Origin of the sequence: [Eubacterium] eligens ATCC 27750, from assembly GCF_000146185.1 — a bacterium.
Lineage (GTDB): Bacteria > Bacillota > Clostridia > Lachnospirales > Lachnospiraceae > Lachnospira > Lachnospira eligens.
Genome location: NC_012780.1, coordinates 225,045 through 248,141, shown reverse-complemented (window position 1 = coordinate 248,141; position 23,097 = coordinate 225,045). Strand labels below are relative to the sequence as shown.

The 23,097-nt window shown below is 38.1% G+C and carries 20 protein-coding genes; 17 read left to right on the top strand and 3 right to left on the bottom strand.

Features of this window, described 5'->3' with window-relative positions:
- Positions 1-201 precede the first annotated feature (201 nt).
- A complete protein-coding gene (locus tag EUBELI_RS11710) occupies positions 202-3,288 on the top strand; it encodes an HD domain-containing protein (protein WP_012740570.1) in 3,087 nt (1,028 codons plus the stop codon).
- A 72-nt stretch (positions 3,289-3,360) separates the two neighbouring features.
- Positions 3,361-4,914: an ABC-F family ATP-binding cassette domain-containing protein gene (locus EUBELI_RS11705; RefSeq protein WP_012740569.1), complete on the top strand. Its 1,554-nt coding sequence runs from the start codon at positions 3,361-3,363 to the stop codon at positions 4,912-4,914.
- Here the strand turns inward: EUBELI_RS11705 and EUBELI_RS11700 are convergent.
- The gene (locus EUBELI_RS11700; protein WP_012740568.1) at positions 4,911-5,420 is read right to left on the bottom strand and encodes a GntR family transcriptional regulator; all 510 of its coding nucleotides are present in this window, start codon (positions 5,418-5,420) and stop codon (positions 4,911-4,913) included. The two genes, EUBELI_RS11705 and EUBELI_RS11700, sit on opposite strands and share 4 nt — an antisense overlap.
- Here EUBELI_RS11700 and EUBELI_RS14850 point away from each other — a divergent pair.
- The 3 genes from EUBELI_RS14850 to EUBELI_RS11690 all read left to right on the top strand — a co-directional run bounded on the left by EUBELI_RS14850 (position 5,410) and on the right by EUBELI_RS11690 (position 6,729).
- Positions 5,410-5,541, top strand: a complete 132-nt coding sequence (locus EUBELI_RS14850; RefSeq protein ID WP_012740567.1) for a hypothetical protein — start codon at positions 5,410-5,412, stop codon at positions 5,539-5,541. The genes EUBELI_RS11700 and EUBELI_RS14850 overlap by 11 nt on opposite strands.
- 379 nt (positions 5,542-5,920) lie before the next feature.
- Complete coding sequence (locus EUBELI_RS11695; RefSeq protein ID WP_012740565.1) at positions 5,921-6,298, top strand: hypothetical protein; 378 nt, start codon at positions 5,921-5,923, stop codon at positions 6,296-6,298.
- A gap of 14 nt (positions 6,299-6,312) precedes the next feature.
- On the top strand, positions 6,313-6,729 hold the full coding sequence (locus tag EUBELI_RS11690) for a hypothetical protein (RefSeq protein ID WP_207643835.1): 417 nt from the start codon (positions 6,313-6,315) through the stop codon (positions 6,727-6,729).
- A gap of 83 nt (positions 6,730-6,812) precedes the next feature.
- Here EUBELI_RS11690 and EUBELI_RS11685 read toward each other — a convergent pair whose 3' ends face one another.
- Positions 6,813-8,027 carry a GNAT family N-acetyltransferase gene (locus EUBELI_RS11685; protein WP_041688923.1) on the bottom strand — a complete coding sequence of 405 codons (1,215 nt, stop codon included), beginning with the start codon at positions 8,025-8,027 and terminating at the stop codon, positions 6,813-6,815.
- Positions 8,028-8,178: 151 nt separating this feature from the next.
- On the opposite strand from EUBELI_RS11685, the gene EUBELI_RS11680 reads away from it, so the two are divergent.
- The 4 genes from EUBELI_RS11680 to EUBELI_RS11665 all read left to right on the top strand — a co-directional run bounded on the left by EUBELI_RS11680 (position 8,179) and on the right by EUBELI_RS11665 (position 14,425).
- A complete protein-coding gene (locus tag EUBELI_RS11680) occupies positions 8,179-9,333 on the top strand; it encodes an APC family permease (protein ID WP_012740562.1) in 1,155 nt (384 codons plus the stop codon).
- A 48-nt stretch (positions 9,334-9,381) separates the two neighbouring features.
- A complete protein-coding gene (locus EUBELI_RS11675) occupies positions 9,382-10,422 on the top strand; it encodes a metallophosphoesterase (RefSeq protein ID WP_012740561.1) in 1,041 nt (346 codons plus the stop codon).
- A gap of 546 nt (positions 10,423-10,968) precedes the next feature.
- Complete coding sequence (locus EUBELI_RS11670; protein WP_012740560.1) at positions 10,969-12,687, top strand: HAMP domain-containing methyl-accepting chemotaxis protein; 1,719 nt, start codon at positions 10,969-10,971, stop codon at positions 12,685-12,687.
- A gap of 46 nt (positions 12,688-12,733) precedes the next feature.
- On the top strand, positions 12,734-14,425 hold the full coding sequence (locus EUBELI_RS11665; protein WP_012740559.1) for a bifunctional diguanylate cyclase/phosphodiesterase: 1,692 nt from the start codon (positions 12,734-12,736) through the stop codon (positions 14,423-14,425).
- 75 nt (positions 14,426-14,500) lie between these two features.
- On the opposite strand, the gene EUBELI_RS13795 is transcribed toward EUBELI_RS11665, so the two are convergent.
- On the bottom strand, positions 14,501-15,109 hold the full coding sequence (locus EUBELI_RS13795; RefSeq protein WP_148231392.1) for a zinc dependent phospholipase C family protein: 609 nt from the start codon (positions 15,107-15,109) through the stop codon (positions 14,501-14,503).
- Positions 15,110-15,307: 198 nt separating this feature from the next.
- Here EUBELI_RS13795 and EUBELI_RS11655 point away from each other — a divergent pair, with 198 nt between their 5' ends.
- The 8 genes from EUBELI_RS11655 (at position 15,308) to EUBELI_RS11620 (ending at position 23,083) form a co-directional block, all read left to right on the top strand.
- On the top strand, positions 15,308-15,868 hold the full coding sequence (locus EUBELI_RS11655; RefSeq protein WP_012740557.1) for a TetR/AcrR family transcriptional regulator C-terminal domain-containing protein: 561 nt from the start codon (positions 15,308-15,310) through the stop codon (positions 15,866-15,868).
- Between the two features lie 17 nt (positions 15,869-15,885).
- Positions 15,886-16,776, top strand: a complete 891-nt coding sequence (locus EUBELI_RS13790) for an alpha/beta hydrolase (RefSeq protein ID WP_012740556.1) — start codon at positions 15,886-15,888, stop codon at positions 16,774-16,776.
- Between the two features lie 224 nt (positions 16,777-17,000).
- Positions 17,001-17,276, top strand: a complete 276-nt coding sequence (locus tag EUBELI_RS11645; RefSeq protein ID WP_012740555.1) for an acyl carrier protein — start codon at positions 17,001-17,003, stop codon at positions 17,274-17,276.
- Positions 17,277-17,732: 456 nt separating this feature from the next.
- Positions 17,733-20,126, top strand: a complete 2,394-nt coding sequence (locus tag EUBELI_RS11640; protein ID WP_041688922.1) for a beta-ketoacyl-[acyl-carrier-protein] synthase family protein — start codon at positions 17,733-17,735, stop codon at positions 20,124-20,126.
- A gap of 63 nt (positions 20,127-20,189) precedes the next feature.
- The gene (locus tag EUBELI_RS11635; RefSeq protein WP_012740553.1) at positions 20,190-20,921 is read left to right on the top strand and encodes an SDR family NAD(P)-dependent oxidoreductase; all 732 of its coding nucleotides are present in this window, start codon (positions 20,190-20,192) and stop codon (positions 20,919-20,921) included.
- The gene (fabZ, locus tag EUBELI_RS11630; protein WP_012740552.1) at positions 20,918-21,376 is read left to right on the top strand and encodes a 3-hydroxyacyl-ACP dehydratase FabZ; all 459 of its coding nucleotides are present in this window, start codon (positions 20,918-20,920) and stop codon (positions 21,374-21,376) included. Before EUBELI_RS11635 ends, fabZ begins: the two co-directional genes overlap by 4 nt.
- A 4-nt stretch (positions 21,377-21,380) precedes the next feature.
- Positions 21,381-22,310 (top strand): ACP S-malonyltransferase, encoded by a 930-nt coding sequence (locus tag EUBELI_RS11625; protein WP_041688921.1) that lies wholly within the window; start codon positions 21,381-21,383, stop codon positions 22,308-22,310.
- Positions 22,311-22,312: 2 nt separating this feature from the next.
- Positions 22,313-23,083: an acetyl-CoA carboxylase carboxyl transferase subunit beta gene (locus EUBELI_RS11620; RefSeq protein ID WP_012740550.1), complete on the top strand. Its 771-nt coding sequence runs from the start codon at positions 22,313-22,315 to the stop codon at positions 23,081-23,083.
- Positions 23,084-23,097 lie beyond the last annotated feature (14 nt).

Here is a 23,097-nt window from a genome sequence, read left to right as displayed (position 1 = left end):
TAAAAGAAGATAAAGATGGTAATATTGAAATGGATTTTGAACTATCTCAACAAAAAGTTTATAAGGTATGAGTAAGAGGCTTAATGTTGATAAAATAAAAATATTATGATAGTCTAATTAAAGACGAAATTGAAACGATTAGACAAATTGATTTAATGATGTATTATAAACTCATTAGCTAAAAGAGAAGGGAGAAAATACATGTCAGATAATAATAAATATATTCCATATAAGTTAGAAACACATTTAACGGAAATATGTGGGGAAGATCCTATATATGTGAACCTTTTGGATTCCTGGCATATTAATAAAAAGACATGTCTTAATTTATTAAGTGATGTTGTATTTAATTATCCTCATTATACAAAGCATGATATATCACACAGTGAGGCGATAATAACTAACATAGAGATGCTGCTTGGAGAAGAAGCAATACGAAGCTTGTCTCCAACAGATACATGGTTATTATTAAATGCTGCATATCTTCATGATCTGGGAATGGTAATTGACAATAAAATAATAGAACAAAACTGGGAAACACAGGAATTTCAGGATTATTTACACAGGTTAGAAAATTCAAATGACTCATCATTGTCAGAGAGTGCTAAATATATTAATTCACTCGAGAAAAATCTAAAAGATAATAAAGATGTGAGAGCATGGCCTGTCAGAGTCAGAAAAGCAGTAACTATTATAATAGCAGATTATTATAGAAGTGGGCATGCAAAAGAATCTCAGAATTATATACAAAATATGAAGAACAGACTGCATATTGATTTAGAATATAATGGATTGATACAGCATCGATTAATACTGTTATTGTCGGATATTGCCTATATGCATAATGAATCCAGTATGAAAATTCTTGAGTTAGATTATAACACAAATGGATTTAATGCTGATTATGCACATCCAAGATTTGTGGCTTTAATGTTGAGAATGGGTGATTTGTTAGATGCAGATAATAATAGATTTAACTTGGGAAATGAGATTATATTTGGAGAAATTCCTAATTCATCTCAAAATCATTTAAAAAAGCATATGTCAACGAGACATATATTAATTACACCAGATAAAATTGAATATAGAGCAGATTGTGCAGAAGCAGAGGTTTACAGGGAAACACGAAATTTTTTGACATGGCTGAAAGAAGAGGTGGAATTCTGGGCACTAAATTGGAAAGATATAATGCCTGAGAATATAAATGGAAGTGCGCCTAAATTAGGGAAATGTGAGTTGTTATTAAAAGGAGTTCCAGATATTCAGGGATTATCTGATTTGCGGTTTTCTATGAGTTCAGAAAAAGCATTTGAAATTATTGAAGGTGCAAATATATATGATGACAATTTCATTTTTTTAAGAGAGGTAATTCAGAACGCACTTGATGCCTGCAAGATAAGAATGTGGAGAGATATTTCTGAAGGACATTATAAAAGTTGGATAAAAAATAAAGTAGACAGCAGTCTGCAGCCATATGACATTAATCAGAAAGTAATGAATAATTATGGGGTAGAGATAAATTTAACTAAATATGATAAACATAATATTAAAATTATTATTAAAGATAATGGTATAGGTATTTCAATTCCACAGTTTAAGAAAATATGTAATGTAGGAGAAAGTTATTCGAATGATAAGGCTAAAAAGAATGAAATATCAGGTATGCCCAAATGGCTTAAACCTACAGCTGGTTTTGGAATAGGATTACAGTCTGTATTTTTAGTAGCTGATTATTTTGAGATTTATTCAAAGGCGGATAATGAAGAAGGAATATATGCAAGGGTTGAATCAGGAAGAAAAAAAGGATATGTGCAGCTTAGTAAATCTAATAAGTTAAAGCATCAGGGAACGGAAATACATGTAATTATATCAAAGGAACTGCAGTATAGATATTCTTATAATAGCAAGACCAGCGAATATATTGAAAATAAATATGATCCATTTGCGTATGAAATAGATCCTATATATTATAGGATATGGGACGAGCTGCGTGAGAATGTAAATGGAACATATTTCCCTATAAAATTAAAATTTGATGGTAAAGAAATTGATACTATAATAGGTAAAGGGTTTGAACAGTTAGAAGAGAAACCATCAGATGGCAGATATAATTATTCTATAAATAATTATGGTATGAAGTTATGGGATAATGACACAAATACTAGTTTTTATATTAAACTAAATGAATACAATGAAAACTATATTGAACAGTTTTTCTTTAAAGGAATGTCGGTTAAAACAGATTCGATATTTGGAATAAAAGGATTTGCATTAAAAGTTGATTTTTATGGACTTGATACCAAGAAAACATTAAGTCTGGATAGAAAAAGAATAAGGAGAGAAGCATATAATGATATACAAATTATAATTGATAATGCTTTTAAGTTTTACAAAAAGAAAATAAAAGATTTAATATTTAAAGAAAACAATATTAAAGAAAAAAATTTATATAATCAAATATATGTACTATGGTGTAGTTATGATTTAAAAGAGAAAAAGGAACTTCTTGATAATAATAAACAGATATTTGATTGTATAACTAAAACAGTGCGAGTGATAAAAAATATTGATAATAGGTATTCGGAAGATGAGATGGACTTTAAGAATATTATGAATGATTTGAATAATGTTGCATTTATTTATAATATACATGATTATGAAGAGCATTCATCATTGCACGGTGATTTAGTGCTTAAGACAAATGAAATTATACAAGTCCTAAATAACAGTGAATCAGAATGTAAATTTAAAGTAATTGTTGTAGATAGAGATTTTTATGCTTTATTCAAATCCGAATTTTGCAGTAATATTCAGATTATACAGAAAGATGATAATATTGTTTACTTGAAGTCATATTCAGACGAAAATAAAAAACTGCCGGGTGTATTGGATGAAAATACTAAAGATAGCATACTCAGAGATTTAGTTGTAAAAAACAATTCACCTGATATTATACATGAATTTTATGATGGAATGTTAAGACGCTTTATTTTAGGGATTGACGAATATCCATCAATATTATCAAGGGAAGTTCCGTTTGGCATTGGTGGAGACTGGCACAGGAGTAAAGGATATATTATATCTCCCGTTACAAGTATACAATGGGAAAAGTATGCACTGTTAAGCAAGGAACAGTTTATTGAATCTATTAGTAATTCAGAAGAGTTTCAAAGGTTGGTAAAATATGTATATGAGCATCAATTAGATAAATGTAATAATAGTCAGGAAAAAATAAGAGAAGAGTATATAAGACTTATAGGAGATATATATGATGCTTGTTCAAAGTAATCCCCCTTTACAACATTGCCATATCTCCCGTATAATAACCTAATAACTACATTAAAGAAAAGGAAACACCCCATGAGTTTACTTACAGTAACCGGACTTACACACGGATTTGGCGACAGAGCGATATTTAATAATGTGTCTTTCCAGCTTAACAGGCTTGATAAGATTGGATTAGTGGGAGCCAACGGCGAAGGTAAATCCACATTTATGAATATAATAACAGGCAAGCTTATGCCTGATGAGGGAAAGGTTGAGTGGGCTAAGAATGTCAGAGTCGGATATCTCGACCAGCATGCTGTGCTTGAGAAGGGCATGACAATCCAGTCGGTGCTTGCGTCTGCATTTGATTTTCTGTATGACATGGAGAATCAGATGAATGAGATATATGCCGGGCTTGGCGACGCATCACCGGAAGAGATGGATAAGCTGATGGCGGAAGCGGGAACTATTCAGGACCTTCTTACAATGCATGATTTCTATATGATTGATGCGAAGGTTGAGGAAGTTGCAAGAGCATTGGGACTATCTGAACTTGGACTTGATAAGGATGTAACTGAGCTTTCAGGTGGACAGAGAACTAAGGTTCTGCTTGGCAAGCTGCTCCTTGAAAAGCCGGACATCCTTCTTCTTGATGAGCCGACTAATTATCTTGATAAGGAGCATATTGAGTGGCTTAAGAGATATCTGCAGGACTATGAGAACGCATTTATACTGATATCGCATGATATCCCATTCCTTAACAGTGTTATAAATGTTATTTATCATATGGATAATCAGGAACTGAATCGTTATACGGGTGATTATGATAATTTCCAGAAGGTGTATGCTGTGAAGAAGGCGCAGCTTGAGGCAGCTTACAATAAGCAGCAGCAGGAGATTGCGGAGCTTAAGGATTTCGTTGCAAGAAATAAAGCACGAGTTGCCACAAGAAATATGGCGATGTCGAGACAGAAGAAGCTTGATAATATGGATATTATAGAGCTGGCGGCAGAGAAGCCAAAGCCAGAGTTTAATTTCAAGACTGCGAGAACACCGGGAAGATATATTTTCCAGACACACGACCTTGTTATCGGTTATGATGAGCCGCTTTCAAGTCCGCTTAACTTAGAGATGGAGCGAGGCCAGAAGATTGTGCTTACAGGTGCTAACGGTATCGGTAAATCTACATTGCTAAAGAGCATATTAGGACTTATTAAGCCTCTGTCAGGTGATGTTGAGCAGGGCGATTATCTTGAGATAGGATATTTCGAACAGGAGACTCCGGCTGGAATTGAAACTACATGTCTTGAGGAGATATGGCAGGAGTTTCCAGGATATACACAGTATGAGGTTCGTTCAGCCCTTGCCAAATGTGGTCTTACAACCAAGCATATCGAAAGCAAGGTTAAGGTTCTTTCTGGTGGAGAACAGGCAAAGGTGCGTCTGTGCAAGCTGATTAACCGGGAGAGTAACATTCTTGTACTTGATGAGCCTACTAACCACCTTGATGTGGATGCCAAGGATGAATTAAAAAGAGCCCTTATGGCATATAAGGGCAGTATACTTATGGTCTGCCACGAACCAGAGTTCTACGATGGTCTTGCGACTGATGTGTGGGACTGTGGAAAGTGGACAACACGTATTTAATCATTAAAGTACTCAGGGAACATTTTCCTGATTGCATCAATATTTTCAGAATATCTGCTCATATGTCTCTGCGATATATGGGCAGCTTTTTCTTTATCTTTTTTTTCAATTGCTGATACAAGTTCTCCATGGTCTTTCAGGATTCTACCTGTTTCTTTGCATCTGAAACTTAATATTGTAGTTCTGTCAAAATGTGGTGCCATGCTTTCTACAAGGTTGTACCATACAGTTTTGCCACACATTTTATACAGACTTCCGTGAAATTCTTTATCAAGTGTGAAAATCTTTTCTTCATCACCGCGTTTGATATACATTTCCCATAAAGCTACATTTTCATATAATGAATCAAGCTGGTTCTTTGTCAGTATATCGCATGCTTCAACTGCAAGCTGTGCCTCAAGTACACAGCGTAAGTCGCGGAGCTGTTCTACAATATCTGAATTAACATATGATACAAATGCTCCAAGAGAAGGTGTATATGTCGGAGCTATGACAATGGCTGGCAAGCTTATGAGAGCAAGCGTTGTCTTTATCTTAGGTCAGGTTCTTGCTGCATTTGGATTTGTTTCAGGTGCATCAACACAGTCACAGAGTGCACGCTGGTGGCAGAAAAGAAGATGTTTCTGAGGAAACAAGAAATGTAATTGAGAAATTAACAGGTATTTCTTATGATAAATGTTTTGGTAACAATAATATTGGTTATAAGGAATGAGAAATTGAATAAGAAATAGATGCAGACAGCTATTCATGCCAGAAGGTGTGGGTAGCTGTTTTAAAATATAAAAAATATTTTATTGACGAATTTGATAAATCATGTTATTAATATATTAAAAGAATTTAATTCTTTTATCTAATGCTGGATAATCATTCAGGAGGAACCCCATAACACATAATTGAATAATGCAGGCTTGTTTTAGATATCTGTAAATGCTAATATACATATATAGAAATAATATTAGTATATGTGCGTGGATATCTGCCTGTGAAAGAGACGAGGAGGATATCTATGGCAGAGAAAAGAGACAATGTAGCAGTTAAATATAAGGATAATGTATTCTGTATGCTTTACAGGGATAAGAAGAATTTACTTGAACTGTATAATGCACTGAATAATTCCAATTACATTAATGTGAATGACTTGAAAGTTACGACATTGAATGGAGGCTCATACATGAAATATAAGAATGATGCCTCATTTTTACTTAGCATGAACCTGTATATGTTTGAACAGCAGTCAAGCAGGAATAATAACATGGCGTTAAGGTTTTTGCATTATGTATCAGATGTATTTAGGGAATTATTCAGTAATGATATGCTTCATAGAAGAAGCATGATAAAGATGCAGATATCCTTAGTAAATGCAAAACTCTTCGTGATTACATGACATTTGTCAATAAAGTGCGATATAAAACTGCAGCTGAAAGGGAAGATGTCAAGCTGGCAGTATTAGAGGCAATGGACGAATGCATAGAAGAGAATATACTTGTCGATTTCTTTGAACAGCACAGGGAGGAGGTCGTTGAAGTGAGTATATATGATTATGATGAAGAGAAGGTAAGGAAGACATTAGTTGATGAAGCTGTTGAAGAAATTGTTGTAAAAGTCGTTGATGAAGCAAAAAAAGAAACCACACAGTTAAATATGATTAACTTAATTATAAAGAAAGTTAAGAAAGAAAAGACTCTGGAAACGATTGCTTCTGAACTTGAAGAGAATGTTGAAGATATTAAGGTGTTATATGATATAGTGATAGAAGCAGCGCCTGAATATGATGTGGATAAGATAATGAAGAAATTGAATAACGAAAATGATTAATTATATTTGATTAAAATGTTGAGAAAGCCCATAGAAGCAGATTCTATGGGCTTTTGTGTTAAAAAATCATATCAGCATCATAATCAGATATAATCTGATACATAAGGAATTCTATGGAAGAGAATATCATCCAGGTGTTCGATGGCTTCATCGGATGCCTGGATTTTATCCATTATATGAAGCTTTTCAGCAGTCTTGTAACCAAGCATTAATGTAGTTAATGTGCCGATTGACATAGATACTTCGTAATCAGGCTGCTGTTCGGTTTCAATACATCTGCCATTATCAAAAAGGTATGTAAAGTAACCGTTGTTCCATGCAAGGAGGTCATCTTCAATGTAGAAGCGTATACATACAGAAGGCTCGTCCGGGTCGCATGCATATTTGGCAAAGAATTGTCTGATATCAATAATTCGACCCATTGTGTATGGGCGGATTGTCTCTTTAATATCGCTGTCATCGAGTTCAAATGCGATTGGCTCACTGTAGTAATTGTTTCCACGGACCTCGTCAATCATTGAATCGTGGGCATGTATGAATTCCCACAAGCCAAGCTGTGCCTCGCGGTTAAGATAAATCATTTCTTTCACATGCATGACATCAGAACTTATCATGTAAACCATATATCCGTAAGGTACATCGTCCTTAGAATAATAGATGGCAACAGATGTGTCGTCCTCGTCCCAGCGCCAATATTCTTCCCATGCAAGGTTATTTCTATATAGACAGCCATGAGTCTTTTCAGCAAATTTGGTATGAAGTTCTTTAAATTCTTTGTCGTCCCATGAAACTCGTCTGACATAACCGGGCTCATTAAGTTTTCTTGGAATCTGTGTATCCTTGATTGTATAAGTCATCTTGTTAGAGATAATTTCCCAGCCAAGACCACGGTATAATGGAATTGAATATGGATACAGTAAAGCAAATGATTTGTGAGCATCTCTCATTCGAATAAGGCTCTGAATCATCAGTCTTTTCATAATTCCGTGTCCTGTGTATTCAGGATAAGTACATACGCTTGTAACGAAGCCTACGCTGTATTTCATACCATATATATTCATATCAAGAGGGTATACTGCAAACTGTGCAATCAGATCATCACCATTGAAGCAGCCAAGTACATCAGCTCTTTGAAGAACCGGGAATTTGGACTGGGTAATCTCATCATCCTTCCAGCCTGTCTCAGCAAGCTCTTGTTCAGTTACCTGAAAGGCATATCTTAAAAGTGCATTGTATTCTTCAGCATCATCTATAGTAAGAGGACGCAGAGTATAGTTGTTTTCATCATTTCTGCTCATTGCGTTTGTTCCTTTTCTGTGTGCGCTTATTTCGTACATAATATAGCACTGGGGGCGGTTGTGGTCAAATGCAAAAATGAATTTACACAATATTCAATGCAATATATAATGTATATAATATGTTATGTCGTGAGTGAAAAGGAGAAAAAATATGTCAATAAAATCAGAAGCAAAGCTCACCACATTTGAGGCAATAAGCATGATTGTGGGAAACAGTATAGGAACGGGAATAATAGCAGTTCCGTATCTTGCAACGAAAAACAGTATGCTTGATGTTATATGGATGGTAGGAGCAGCTTACGTCATTAATGTAATTCTACATCTTATAATTGCGGAACTTTCGTATAACAACGGTGGTGTACAGCTTGTAAAAAGTTTTGAGGGGGAATTGTTCCACGGAGTTATGAAGAAGGTATTCAGCTGGATTGTTTTTGTGGTGTATGGGCTTGCGATTATGATAGGAGTGAGCGGCAATATTAACGGTGGGGCACAGATATTTGTGAACTGGTTCGGACTGCCGTTATGGCTGGCACAGGTTATATATTATGTAATTGCCGGAATTGTTGTATTTATGGGAATGAAGGCGGTAGGAATTGCACAGAAATACGCTGTAATACTTCTTATGGGAATAGTTGCAGTTATGACAGTAGGAACATTTACACATCCAGTTAATGGATTCTATACAGCACCTTTCCATTGGAATAATCTGCTTGCACTGTATAGTATGGTTGTATTTGCGACATCTGCTAATCAGGCGGTTATTCAGGTCGTTAAAGGGCTTGACGGCAATCCGGGAAAGATAAGGAAATCAATATTCATAGGGTTTGGTCTGTCGTCAGCGTTCGTGCTTGTTGTAACACTTACCGTTCTTCTTGGAACTAAGGGAACAATAGATAAGGAACTTGCTTATATGCAGCTTGGAGAAAGCATCGGAAAATGGGCGGTTATTCTTGCAGGTATCTTTTCGCTTTTTGCACTGCTTACAACATTCTGGAGTAACACACTTGCTTTAAGAGATGTCGTGCATGAGCAGGTTGGAATCGGCAACCGTGTAAGCTGGCTTATAGCGACAGTTCCATGTATATTATTTGCGATATTCGGAGTAAGCAGTTTTATAATACTTACAAGAATTATGAGTGGTGTAGTTGTACTGGTGAGCATAATGCTCGTTCTGACATATGGTAAATCAAGAAAGAAAGCAGGAGCCAGTCCTATATGCGGAGTGATAGGAACGCTGCCATTTCAGATTCTTATGGTAGTATCGACGATAGTTTCGGCTATAGGAGCATTAATACCACTCAGCTAAATATATAACCGGTATTAATTTTAGTGCCGGAAAGAAAGGCGTGAAAGTATGTATAAATCAGACAATTTAAAGCAGACAGACAATGAAACATTTACATATAAAATTGATAAGAATAAAGATTTTAAGATATTGCAGCTTACAGACCTTCATCTGGGATTTGGTTTTATATCAAGAAAGAAGGATAAGATGGCGCTAAATGCAGTAACAAAGATTATTCATAAAGCAAAGCCTGATATGATAGTGCTAACTGGAGATTCTATATTTCCATTTCTGCCGAAGGTGGGTACGCTTAATAACAGAAAGCAGGCGTACAAGCTGATGAAATTCATGGACAGCTTTGCAATTCCGTATACACTTGTTTTTGGTAATCACGACTGCGAGATGGGTTCGACTTGTAATAAGGAAGAACTTGCGCAAATTTATAAGAAAGGGAAATATTGCATATTTACTGAAGGCAGGAAAGAACTTACAGGTGTAGGAAACTTCTTTATTAATCTTACCGATTCAGATGGCAATGCTATATTGCCACTTGTTATGCTTGATTCTAATATGTATGGTGAAGGAGGCTGGTTTTACAGCGGATTTGACCGGATACATGATGATCAGGTAGAGTGGTGCATGAACAGGCTTAATGACTTGAAAAAATGTAATCCGGATATTAAGGCGATGGCATTTTTCCACATGCCGCCTGCGGAATTTAAGGAAGCATACCGTAAGATGAAGCTTGGTGATAAAAGCGTAATATATCAGCATGGCAGTATTGCTGAGAAGAATGAGCATTTTGGAATTTCAAAGTTTGAAGGAACATTTTTTAACAAAGCAGTGGAGAATGGTGTTATTAAATGGATGTTTTGCGGACATGACCATCTGAATACCCTTTCACTTATATATAAGGGAATCCAGATGACATATGGAATGTCGATAGATTATCTTGGATATAAAGATATTGATAAGAGTTATATACAGAGAGGTGGTACACTGATTACACGAAAAGCTGATGGTCAGGTGACTGTAAATATGGTTCCTTTAGGAGCTGTAGTATCTACAAGGGTAAGAGGTGTAAATACACCCCAAAATGACGAGAAATAAAAAAGGCCTACCCAAGGAAGAGGGTAAGCCCTGCAATGATTTGAGCAAAAATCATTTACATGTCTAATATAACACACGGATTATAACAAAACAAGCAATACTTTGATTGTATTAGAACTTTACAATTCTACTAAAAAGGTTACAAAACCAGTGCTTATCAGCTTTTCAGCTAGTTGAACACGGGCTTTGTTGTGATTGTGCTTTTTAAAGTACAATTTTAATTATAAACTCAAACTTCGCACATAAATTTTAGCTATGCACCTTGAAAATTCAATATCTGGCAGTTATTCAGTTGTCAATGTTCAGTGTTATCTGAAAGCATTGTTCTGAACATTTGAAGCAGCATTGTGAAAAGTGTTCATCCAGGAGACAGAATTTAGATTAATTTTCACCAGTTTCTAGCAATAGAACCACTAATATGTAGTAGAAAATAATTTAATACTTTTTTTTATAGACTTTTCCAATAAAGTATGCTATTTTATAGCAGCTTATGGATAAACAAATGTGATAAAAGATCAATAATTTACAAAGAAAGGGAAAACTATCATGGAAAAGATTAAAAAGCGTATAGCTAACTTAAAGGTTGCAGGGAAATTAAAAGTATATCGAATGACAGTACTTGTTATGACATTATTTTTAGTGTTGGTGGCACTGATCTCAACATTAGTGATCCGTTCAAATATAGAGAAGATCACGGAGGTCTGGTCTCCGTCATTGGAATATCTGCAGGATTTAGAGACAATGACTGCGAAATACAGAATCAAACAGTATCAGCATCTGGTAGAATCAGATGCAGCAGTCATGAACTCCTGCGAAGAAGAAATCCAGAAGCTGGAGAGTCAGATCCAGGATACCTGTGCGAAGCTGAATGCGATTATCACTGCAGACAGTGATGCTCAAAAAGGACAAGCTGATTATGAAGCAGCAAGCACAGGATGGGAAAAATACAGGGCTGCTTCAGATGAAATCCTGCAGTTGAGCCGTGAGAATAAACAGCAGGAAGCAGCAAGGCTGATGATCGGAGAGGCGTATGAAGAATATAATGCTTTTGCTGAGAAATTAACTATATTAAGTGACGAGTTCCAGATAGAATTAGATCAGGCAAAGACCATGGCCAATGTATGCACCATCATCATATTTGTCGTGATTGTGGCAGCGGGCCTTGCGATTGCTGTAGTGACGACACTGATCGGAAAGATCATTACCAATTCCATTACTGAGCCGGTAGAACAGATAGATGCAGCAGTTGCCAGCCTGCGTAAGGGCGAACTGTCTAATGTAGAAATGCTTACCTATGAGTCTGAAGATGAGCTTGGCGATACCATTAAGAATCTGAAAGAAGCCATGGGTATTCTGGCAGATTATGTCAGCGAGATTTCTGTGGAGGTAAAGGCAATAGCGCAGGGTGACCTGACCAGAAATGGTGATGATATTACAGATTTCCTAGGCGATTTCTCGGAATTGAAGACATCACTGCTGTATATTCTGAAACGGTTTAACAGTACCCTGACCGAGATCAGAAATCTGGCAGAACAGGTATCATCGAATGCATCCGAGGTGGAAAATGCATCAAAATCCCTGGCGGACGGTGCAACAGAGCAGGCAGGAGTCATCGAGGAATTGAATGCCACCATTGATACGGTCGTGGATCTGGCGGCAGATACAGCGAAGGAAACACAGAGCGCATCTGCACGTGTAAAAGCTTCTGCAGATAAAGCGAACGAAGAAAAAGAAAAAATGAACGATCTGCTGATGGAAATGGAGCACATTACAGAAATCTCCAAGGAGATCGGTAATATTATCACAGATATCGAGGATATTGCATCCCAGACCAACCTGTTATCCCTGAATGCTTCCATTGAAGCTGCCAGAGCAGGAGAAGCAGGAAAAGGCTTTGCAGTAGTGGCAGATCAGATCGGCAAGCTGGCAGCAGACAGTGCAAAATCTGCCGTAAATACAAGAGATCTGATCGATAAGACCTTAGTGGAAATCGAAAATGGCAATACGATTACAAGAACAACAGCAGACGCATTCAATCAGATCATTGCAGATATGGAGTCCTTTGCAGAGATTGCACAGAACACCATGGAGAAAGCAAACTCCCAGGCAGAGTCCTTGGAACAGATCGGTCAGGGAATTGAACAGCTGTCCGGTGTGGTACAGGGCAATGCAGCATCCTCAGAAGAGAATACTGCAATCAGTATTAATCTGGCAGAGGGAGCAGCCAAGATGCATGACCGCGTGAATATTTTTAAGTTATTCTAGAAAATGACAGGAATAGAGTGAAGTATTCATAAGGAAGGTTATTGTTGTGATTAATGATATATTTAAATTATTTGGAGAGAAGGCAGCTGATATTTTATTTGAGATCATTACAGAATGTATGGACGATTATCTGTATATATTTGATCTGCAGAATAATACCTTTGAGATTTCACAGTCAGCTGTGGAACGATTTAATATACCGAGTAATATCCTGACAGATATGTCAAATGAAGTTATGAATGTAGTATATGAAGAAGACCGTGAGATGCTTGCAAAGCATCTTGCGGATATATGTGAAGGAAGAGAAATGGTACATAATCTTCATTATAGATGGCTTGATAAAGAAGGTATGCCGGTATGGATCAACAGCCGTGGTATCGTTGTCAATGATCAGCAGGGAAATGCAGAGTATCTGGTCGGGTGTCTGAATGAGACCGGCAACAAGAGAAGGGCTGATAATGTCACCGGACTGCTTGGCGGTCCGGAATTCCTTGCTTACTTGCGTGCACAAAAAGAACCCATTACCAAGGGGTTTTTTATGCATATAGGAATTGATGATTTTGGAGCGATCAATAGCTCCAGGGGAGCTGATTATGGTAATTATATCCTGAAAAGCGTAGCCGGTTGCATGAAGGAATGCCTTTCAGACAAGCAGAGAATTTACCATCTGGTAGCGGATCAGTATGTGATCGTGGATCTGGAAGCTTCCTCCGCAGAAGAAGCTGTGGCACTGAAAGAAAAGATTACAGATAAACTTCATAATTTCATAGTAGACGAAAATTATGAGGCTATATTTTCTATTTCTATTGGTGTTATAGATGCAGCAACATTTTGTGAGGGAACCGAAGAATGCCGCAAAAAGTTTGAATTTGCCTTGAAACAGGCAAAAAGCATGGGTAAAAATGGATTCTATATTTTTGACCAGGATGACTATGAGGTCTTTTTACAACAAGGAAGAATCATAGCAACACTTCGTAATGCTATTGTGAACCATTATGATGGCTTTGAAGTATACTACCAGCCGATCGTGGACTGTCAGTCCGAACAGATTATTGGAGCAGAGGCACTGATGCGTTTTTCCATGATAACGGAAGAAGGGCGGGAGTTTGTTTCACCGGTGGAGTTTATCCCATTATTGGAAGAGACCGGATTAATCATTCCCGCTGGAAGATATATTTTGAACGAAGCTGCAGCAATGTGCTGTGAAATGCAGAAATATATTCCTGATTTCCGGATGAATGTAAATGTATCCTATGTTCAGATCCTGCAAGGCAATGTGGAGCGGGATATTCTGGATGCAATTCAAAAATATTCATTACAGCCGGAATGCTTATGTGTTGAAATGACAGAAAGCGGATTTATGGATATGACACCTTCGTTCTGTAAATTCCGTAAAACTCTGGACAAGAACGGGATTCCCTTTGTGATCGATGATTTTGGAACAGGATATTCGAATCTTCATTGTATCCGTGATATGAATCCAAGTTACGTGAAAATGGATAGGGATTTTACTGACAAGGCGATGAACAGTGACAGGGATTATGAATTATATAAAAATATCATCACCATGGTACATAGTATTAACGTCAGGATATGCGCAGAAGGCATCGAGGAAAAAGAATGGCTTCTGAAAATGAAAGAAATGAAGGTTGATTATCTGCAAGGATATTATTTGGGAAGACCATGTGGAAAGAAACAGTTTCTGCAGCAATATGCCAGTGGCATCAACATTAAATAAAGAAAGTAAGGCAGACTCAGCTATGTGAGGCTGCCTTATTTTATGTGCGAAGTTTGAGTTATAAAGAAAAAGGTATTAAATATTAGAATTAAGTGCTACATAATCTTCATTCATATCAATAACGATATCCTTGCCGCTGTTAATCATGAACAGCTTAACATAGTTGGTAACAAATGCATATCCAACGGAAGTGATGAAACTATAGTCATTATCAAAGCCCTGCTCGTTAGCAGCATACTTTTTGTGGTTAGTTATGAGATAATCTAACATTCTGTCAGCAGACACACCGCGACCATTATTAGATATCAGAGGTTTGTTAATATCGTTCTTGTTTTCTCTTATATAATTCATGAACTTAATTTCATATAACACATGCTCAGACATCGGTTCCGGATACCATGAGTTATGTGGAAATGTAAAGTAATCTTCTATGTAATGTAAGGCATAGCCTAAAGACAAAAAAGAAAAACAGTTCATTCTGCCATGTCTTTCAAGACGCTGCAGCCTTCTTGAAACTTTATTGTAGGAAGAATCCCATGTATGTCCCTTAATATATGTATGCAGAAGAATATCCGGCATAATACTTCCGAGTCTTAAAGCAAAATCATGTCTTTTCTTAAGCATAGGGGTAAGTCTTTTGGTTACGGTTACATGTCCGTACTTGTTCATTAATTTTCCTTTCATAAATGCTTTATATCCGAATAATAAATCCGAATATAAATAGTCCTTTAGTCCTATAAGAAAGTAACACCTTTTAATACATTTGTCTAGCACATTATGGAAAAGAATGCATGAAATTTATGTAAATTTATTTTGTATGTGACTTAAGTAGTGAAATGTGTTACAATATGCAGGCAAATATAAGTGAACGGGGAGATTTACATGTCGCAGTTGACAAGAAAAGCAATAATGAAGTGTACACTTGAACTTGCTGAAAAAAAATCACTGAAGAAAATCACAGTTAAAGATATAGCCGATGAATGTGGTATTACGAGGAGTACATTTTACTATCATTTTTCTGATATATATGATGTATTGGATGGTGTTGTCCAGGCAAAGATTGATGAATTCAATGAAGAGTACAATGGTGAAATGGACAAGGTTCTTATGAGATTTATTGAATATAGTATAATCCATAGGAAAGTATGGGCTAATCTTTTTGATGCAAGAGGAAGAGAGTGGCTGGAAAAATATGTTAAGACACGAATTCATTATCTGGCACTTTTGCAGATTAGAAAAATGTCTGAAGGATACATACTTTCTATTAGGGATGTTGAGATTATATGCAGTTTCTATGAAGAAGCTATATTTGGATTGCTTATAAGATGGATTATTAAAGAAGAAAAGGCCAAGACTGTTGATGAAATCAAGGATACCGTTGAAAGAATCGAGAAATTATTTGAGGGTCAGCTTGACCTTATTATATCTAATATGAAGAAGTAATTGTCGGGAGTACATCAATGGGGAATATTTTAACAAAACAGTTTTACAGGCAGAGAAAAGATTTTGAAGATTCATGTGCAGGAAGAGATGCAGGATTAACATTTCCGGAAGGAGTAAGATGCAGTACTGACATTGCATATGCTGATGATGGAATTAAAGCACATATGCTTGACATATACAGACCGGAAGATTCACAGGAAAAGATTCTTCCTGTAATTATTAATGTTCATGGTGGAGGTCTTATTATTGGTAATAAGGAGTTTAACAGATATTTCTGTGCTCTGCTTTGCAAGAAGGGATTTCTTGTATACAGCATAGAGTACAGGCTGATACCAGACTGCCTTATATATGACCAGCTTGCAGATGTTTTCATGGCAATGGATTATATAAAGGAGAGGCTGGCAGCAGATGGCGGCGATTCGTCACATGTATATATGGCAGGTGACAGCGGCGGCGCATGCCTTATCACATATGCCAATGCCATCCAGAACAGCACTAATATAGCGAGGGCAGCAAATGTCACACCATCAGGACTTCGCATTAATGCGCTTGGGCTTATAAGTGGAATGTTCTATACATCAAGATTTGATAAGATTGGACTTTTTCTTCCAAAGTATCTGTATGGCAGGGATTACAAGAAAACTTCATTTGCAAAGTATGTTAATCCTGAAAACAGGGAACTGCTGAACTCACTTGCACCAGTCTGGCTCGTGACAAGCCATAATGATTTCTTACGAAGATATACAACAGATTTTGAGAAGGCACTGACAAGAGCAGAAAGAGAGCATGAACTGGTAGATTTTCCTAAGAATAAGAAGCTTACGCATGCATTCAGTGTGTTTGAGCCTTTTTTGCCAGAGAGCAGTGCGGTTATTGATATGATGGTGGAGTATCTTAGGAAGTTCTGATAATGTTGTGGAATTGTGGGGCAGGGTATTGATGATATTTTGGAAGGTGGGAATGATGTCTGGATATTTTTGTGATAATATTTGGACACTTTAACGAAAATGTCCGAAATTAGTACAATTATAGAACCCGTGTAGCGTTTTCGAACACTACACGGGTTTTGTTATGCCAAATTTTTACAAAAAAATATATAATGTGTAGGTGCTTTTTTTAGTGGACGCACAATATGATTAAAGAAAAAGGATGGAATATTATAATGAGCACTAACGAAATTATGCCAAAGTTAAAAGACTTTTTATGTGAGAATTTAGGAATTGACGCAGATGTTTTAGAGTTTGATACACAGCTTTTCGGAGATGGTGAAATCGGACTTGATTCAATTGATTCGCTTGAAATCATTGCTTATGTCGATGATGAATTCGGTGTTCAGATGACAGGTGTTGGCAAAGAACACTTCTACAGCATTGAGACAATCGCTAAGTATATCGAAGAAAATGCATAATATATAAAATGTGGCGGGTGTCAGATGACTTTTCTGGCACCCGTATTAGTTACGGATATAAGTTGTGGTTGATTGCTTGGATGTTGCTGACGGATTGGACATTTAGGCTGGAATATTGCTTACAAAGTCCAAACGGGAATGCTAGAGTCGATGGATTGGACTTTTTGGTGGAATTGGATTCCTGAAAGTCCAAAACAGCGTGACGAGATTGACAGATTGGATGTTGTGGGCAGAAACAAGACTTGGAAAGTCCAAACCGACGCACCAGAGCGAGCAGATTGGACGTTAGAAGCAGAAACAGGACTTGAAAAGTCCAAACCGACGCACCAGAGCTGGAAGATTGGACATAACAAGCAAGAACATGCCTCACAAAGTCCAAAACAAAGACAACTACACACTCCACCCCCCAAAAAAAGTATTATAAGAAATTATGAAAATAACAATAAAGGAGTAATTATGACAGAGAATAATAACCGCGCAGTCATTACAGGTCTTGGAATGATATGTGCTATCGGTAATTCAGTAGATGAGGCATGGAATAATGCCATTAATTCGGTTTCAGGAATACATAAAACAACAACACTTGATACAACAGACTGTTACGCAGACCTTGCAGCAGAAGTTAAGTGCGACACACTTGGAGATTTTGAGGGAAGCGAAGATGCAGACCGTTCAGCACAGCTTTGTATCAAGGCAGCTGGCGAGGCAATGAAGGACGCAGGACTTGATGATTTTGCAGGAGATCCTAAGGCTTCAGTTATAATTGGAAGCTGTGTTGGTGGTGCAGTCAGCATTTCTGATTATTATGAGCATGGCAAGAAAGCAAGTGATGTAACTAAGATGCCAATTTCATCAATAGCACCTCAGGTTGCAGGTCAGTGCCATGCAGGCGGCGTTGTTACTAATATTGCAAATGCATGCGCGGCCGGAACAATCAGTATTGCATACGCATGCGAGCTTATCAGAGCAGGCAAGGCAGATGTAGTACTTGCAGGTGGTTCAGACACATTTGCAGCAGTACCATATGCCGGATTCTTATCACTTCATGCACTTGACGCAGATGGCTGCTCACCATTCAACAGATGTACAGGAATTACACTTGGTGAAGGTTCAGGTGTCGTAGTAGTAGAAAGCTACGAGCATGCTAAGGCAAGAAATGCAAAAATGTATTGTGAAGTATTAGGTGCTGGTGTCAGCAGTGACGCACATCATATCACAGCTCCAAGACCGGATGGAGAAGGTCAGATGGAAGCTATCAACAGAGCAATTAAGAATTCGGGATTGAAGAAATCGGACATCGGATATGTTAATGCACATGGAACAGGAACAGCTAAGAATGATGATGCAGAATTCTTATCATTACATACAATATTTGACGGCGAGAACAATAATCTTTCAGTAAGCTCAACAAAGGCTATGACAGGACACTGCCTAGGCGCAGCAGGAGCAATTGAAGCAGTATTTTCAATCAAGGCACTTACAACTAATACAGTAGTTCCAACACTCGGATTTAAGGACGAGGATATGGATAAGCTTGCCGAAAAGGCCGGAAAGATAGATTTCTGCCCTAATAAGGCACATGAAAAAGAGCTTACAAGCGTAATGAACAATTCATTTGCATTCGGCGGTAATAACGCAAGTATTATCTTTAGCAAAGAGGCTGGCAATGTGACAGTTAAGGAAGAGAAGAAGCCCCTTGTTATCACAGGTATTGGTGTGGTCACACCAAGCGGCAACGGTGTAGATTCATATGTTGCAAATGCAGTAAAAAACGAAGCTCTGACAGAAGCTAATTTAAGAAGTTCAGTCGGCAAGGAAGATTATGATGCACTTGGACTTAAGATGTCATTCTATAGAAAGCTTGATAATTTCAGTCAGCTTCAGGCAGTATCAGGTATGGAAGCACTTAAGGACGCTGATTATGCAGTAACAGACGATAATGCAACAGATATTGGAATAATTGTGGGAACGTCAGAGGGTGCACTTGGAACATGCTGTGATTTCCAGAGCATGATTACAGAGAAGGGCAATGCTTCAGGAAGTGCATTCAAATTTCCTAACACTGTATACAATGCAGCAGGTGGATATCTTTCAATCTGCTCAGGAATCAAGGGCTACAATGTAACAGTTACTAACGGTGCACAGTCTGGTCTTGCAAGCATGGCATATGCAATGAGCGTACTCCGTTCAGGTCAGGAAAATGCTATGTTAGCCACAGGTTCTGATGAGAACAGCGACATAATGACAGAGCTTTTCGGTAAGTTAGGTGTCACATCTGAAAAAGTTGTAGCTCCATTTGCAGGAAATGACGGATTCGTATTAAGCGATGGCAGTGCTTCAGTTCTTATTGAGGACGAGAAGGCAGCCAGGGAGCGTGGTGCAAGAATCTACTGCCATGCAGCAGGATACGGAATGGCTCATTCAAATGTTAAGTTCGGAACACTTACAGGTTCAGAGGCAGGCCTTACAAATGCAGTTAATAACGCATTAGCAGACGCAGGAATGACAATTGATGATATAGATGCAGTATTTGGTTTCGCAAACGGAATGAAGGCTGTCGATGATGTAGAAATCAAGGGATTGACAGCAGTATTTGGTGACAAACTGGCAGAAAAACCGGTTGTGGAATTAAAGGAAGTTCTTGGTGAGTCAAGAGCAGCAGCAGCAACAACAGCAGCAGCACACGCAGCACTTATGTTTGCTGGAAAGATACCTTCACAGGAAGCATACAGCATTGCAGCAGACGGAAGCGTTTCTAAGACTAATGTTGAAGCTTCTAAGTTAAACAATGTACTTGTAGTTGCATATGGTGCAGGCGGTTCATACACAGCAATCGTACTCAGCAAGTAATGAAGCAGGGGCAGATGCCCATGACAAAGAACTGACATTTTCTTAAAGAAAGGACACACAGATATGAAAGTAGCATTAGTTACAGGAGCTTCCCGTGGTATTGGAAAGGCTTGTGCTATACGTCTGGCAAAAGACGGATATGCCGTAGTCATCAATTACAGTCATTCAGAGGAACAGGCACAGAAGGTTCTTGATGAAATCGTGGCAGCAGGCGGAACAGCCATAACATATAAAGCAGATGTTTCAGACCTTAATCAGGTTAAGCAGATGGTTAAAGATGTAAGTAAGGAGCTTGGCGGAATAGATGTACTCGTAAACAACGCAGGAATTGTAAGAGATGAGTACCTTCTCATGCTCAACAAGGATACACTTGATACATGCATGGACTTAAATGTTAAGGGTTACTTCTACTGCGCACAGCAGGCAGTACTTAAAATGTTCAGAAAGAAGAGCGGTGTCATCATCAACATGTCATCAGTCAGCTCGAAATTCGCACTTCCGGGACAGTCTGTATACAGTGCAACAAAGGGTGCTGTTAATTCAATGACACAGACAATGGCTAAGGAGCTTGCGGGTTACGGAATCCGTGTAAATGCAGTAGCACCGGGATTTATAGAGACAGAGATGCTGGATGCAATTCCAGAAGAGAAGAAGAAAGAGTATTTAGACGCAATCCCAATGCATAAGTTAGGAAAGGCAGAAGATGTTGCAAATGTTGTATCATCACTTTGCTCAGACGCATTTTCATATGTAACAGGTCAGGTTATCGTGCTTGATGGAGGATTATCATTATGATGAACATATTTGAGATTAATAAAAGAATCGGACAGCGCCCACCTTTCCAGATGATTGAGAAGGTGTTAGAGCTTGAGCCTAATGTAAGTGCCAGAGGTATTAAAAATGTATCAATTAATGAACCATATTTTATGGGACATTTTCCCGACGCACCTATAATGCCGGGCGTACTTATAATTGAAAGCTGCGCCCAGCTCTGCTCACTTGTAATCGATGATGGAGGAAAGAGCAGGGAAGAGGGCAAGTTATATGTGCTTCTTAAAGTAGACGGATTCAAGTTTGTAAAGCCTGTTATTCCAGGAGATACACTTGATATTACAGTTACAGCTACAAGAATCAACAAGGTTCTCGCATCATTTGACGCAGTAGTTAAGGTAGATGGCAATGTGTACGCAAAGGGAAGCATGACATTTACAACAGTAGACCGTAAGGATATATATGGAACGGAGGAATAAAGTAATGGGAAAAATAGCAGTATTATTTTCAGGTCAGGGTGCACAGTATGTAGGAATGGGCAAAGACCTATACGATTCAGATTCTGATGCAAAGAAATTATATGATTTGGGGGAGTCGCTCCGCCCGGGAACAGTTAAGGTGTGCTTTGAAGGAGAAGGCGAGGAGCTTACCAAGACAGAGAATACACAGCCGGCACTTTTCCTTACAGACCTTGCATTTGCCAATGCGCTTAAGGATGCCGGAATTAAGGCTGACGCTGTAGCAGGATTTTCACTTGGAGAGATTCCGGCGCTTGCTTATGCAGGAGTTTTATCAATAGAGGACGCATTTAAACTGGTAGTTATCAGAGGAACCAAGATGGGTGAGCTTTCTACAAAGTATGCAGGCGGAATGGCAGCAGCACTTAAGCTTGCTCCAGAAGTTGTTGAAGAGACATGTAAGGAATTCAAGGAAATCTGGCCGGTTAATTATAATTGTCCTGGACAGATTTCATGTGCAGGAAGTGCTGAAGAGATAGACGCATTCTGTGAAGCAATCAAGGAAAAAGGCGGCAGGGCAGTTAAGCTTGCAGTAAGCGGTGCATTCCATACTCCTTATATGAAGGATGCAAGTGAAGAACTTGAGAAGGCACTTAAGGTAATGACAATTAATGCTCCACAGACAGAGATATATGCCAACAGAACAGGAAAGCCTTATCCACAGGATACAGCACAGATTATAGAAACAATAGCACTTCAGGCTTCTTCAAGTGTAAGGTTTGAGGATACATTAAAGAATATGTGGGCTGACGGAATAGACACATTTATCGAGGTAGGAGCAGGAAAGACACTTACAGGATTTGTTAAGAAGACACTTCCAGAAGCAAAGATGTACACAGTTACAACAGTTGATGCGTTGAATGAAACAATTGAGAACATCAAGGCAGGAGAATAATAATGACAGTCAAATGTAACAAATGTAAAGAAGAAATCAATAAAGAGGATTTGGAGAAGAATTACTACATATGCCCGTTATGCGGGAAGCTAAATCGTATGCCGGCAAAGAACAGACTTCAGATGCTTACAGAAAAGTTTGATGTAATGTTTAATGATCAGGAATTTACAGATCCTATTGATTTTCCATCATACAAGGAAAAGTATGAGTCTGCCAGAGAAAAGAGCGGTGAGACAGAGGGCGTTGTATGCGGCAGAGGAACTATCGGTGGGAATGATACATGTATATTCATTATGGAGCCTAACTTCATGATGGGTTCTATGGGAACAGTTGTTGGGGACAGAATTACAGCACTTTTTGAATATGCTACAAAGAACAGACTTCCGGTTATCGGATATACAGTTTCAGGTGGTGCAAGAATGCAGGAGGGTGCACTGTCACTTATGCAGATGGCAAAGGTTTCAGCAGCAGCCAAGAGACATAGTGACGCAGGACTCTTATATGTTGTATGTACAACAGACCCTACAATGGGCGGTGCTACAGCAAGCTTTGCAATGCTTGGAGATATAATCATATCTGAACCGGGTGCAATGATTGGATTTGCAGGAAAGCGAGTAGTAGAGCAGGTTACAGGTGAAGTGCTTCCGGATAATTTCCAGAGCGCAGAGTTCCAGTTAAAGAACGGATTTATAGATGATATCGTGCCAAGACAGGAACAGAGGGCATATCTTGCTAACATTCTTGCAATACATGCAGAAACAGTAAGTGCATAACAGTATTGCATTGC

Coding starts and splice junctions, on each gene's coding strand:
- EUBELI_RS11710 (WP_012740570.1), top strand. CDS start 202: ATGTCAGATAATAATAAATATATTCCATATAAGTTAGAAACACATTTA.
- EUBELI_RS11705 (WP_012740569.1), top strand. CDS start 3,361: ATGAGTTTACTTACAGTAACCGGACTTACACACGGATTTGGCGACAGA.
- EUBELI_RS14850 (WP_012740567.1), top strand. CDS start 5,410: ATGGCTGGCAAGCTTATGAGAGCAAGCGTTGTCTTTATCTTAGGTCAG.
- EUBELI_RS11695 (WP_012740565.1), top strand. CDS start 5,921: ATGGCAGAGAAAAGAGACAATGTAGCAGTTAAATATAAGGATAATGTA.
- EUBELI_RS11685 (WP_041688923.1), bottom strand. CDS start 8,027: ATGAGCAGAAATGATGAAAACAACTATACTCTGCGTCCTCTTACTATA.
- EUBELI_RS11680 (WP_012740562.1), top strand. CDS start 8,179: ATGTCAATAAAATCAGAAGCAAAGCTCACCACATTTGAGGCAATAAGC.
- EUBELI_RS11675 (WP_012740561.1), top strand. CDS start 9,382: ATGTATAAATCAGACAATTTAAAGCAGACAGACAATGAAACATTTACA.
- EUBELI_RS11670 (WP_012740560.1), top strand. CDS start 10,969: ATGGAAAAGATTAAAAAGCGTATAGCTAACTTAAAGGTTGCAGGGAAA.
- EUBELI_RS13795 (WP_148231392.1), bottom strand. CDS start 15,109: ATGAAAGGAAAATTAATGAACAAGTACGGACATGTAACCGTAACCAAA.
- EUBELI_RS11655 (WP_012740557.1), top strand. CDS start 15,308: ATGTCGCAGTTGACAAGAAAAGCAATAATGAAGTGTACACTTGAACTT.
- EUBELI_RS13790 (WP_012740556.1), top strand. CDS start 15,886: ATGGGGAATATTTTAACAAAACAGTTTTACAGGCAGAGAAAAGATTTT.
- EUBELI_RS11645 (WP_012740555.1), top strand. CDS start 17,001: ATGATTAAAGAAAAAGGATGGAATATTATAATGAGCACTAACGAAATT.
- EUBELI_RS11640 (WP_041688922.1), top strand. CDS start 17,733: ATGACAGAGAATAATAACCGCGCAGTCATTACAGGTCTTGGAATGATA.
- EUBELI_RS11635 (WP_012740553.1), top strand. CDS start 20,190: ATGAAAGTAGCATTAGTTACAGGAGCTTCCCGTGGTATTGGAAAGGCT.
- fabZ (WP_012740552.1), top strand. CDS start 20,918: ATGATGAACATATTTGAGATTAATAAAAGAATCGGACAGCGCCCACCT.
- EUBELI_RS11625 (WP_041688921.1), top strand. CDS start 21,381: ATGGGAAAAATAGCAGTATTATTTTCAGGTCAGGGTGCACAGTATGTA.
- EUBELI_RS11620 (WP_012740550.1), top strand. CDS start 22,313: ATGACAGTCAAATGTAACAAATGTAAAGAAGAAATCAATAAAGAGGAT.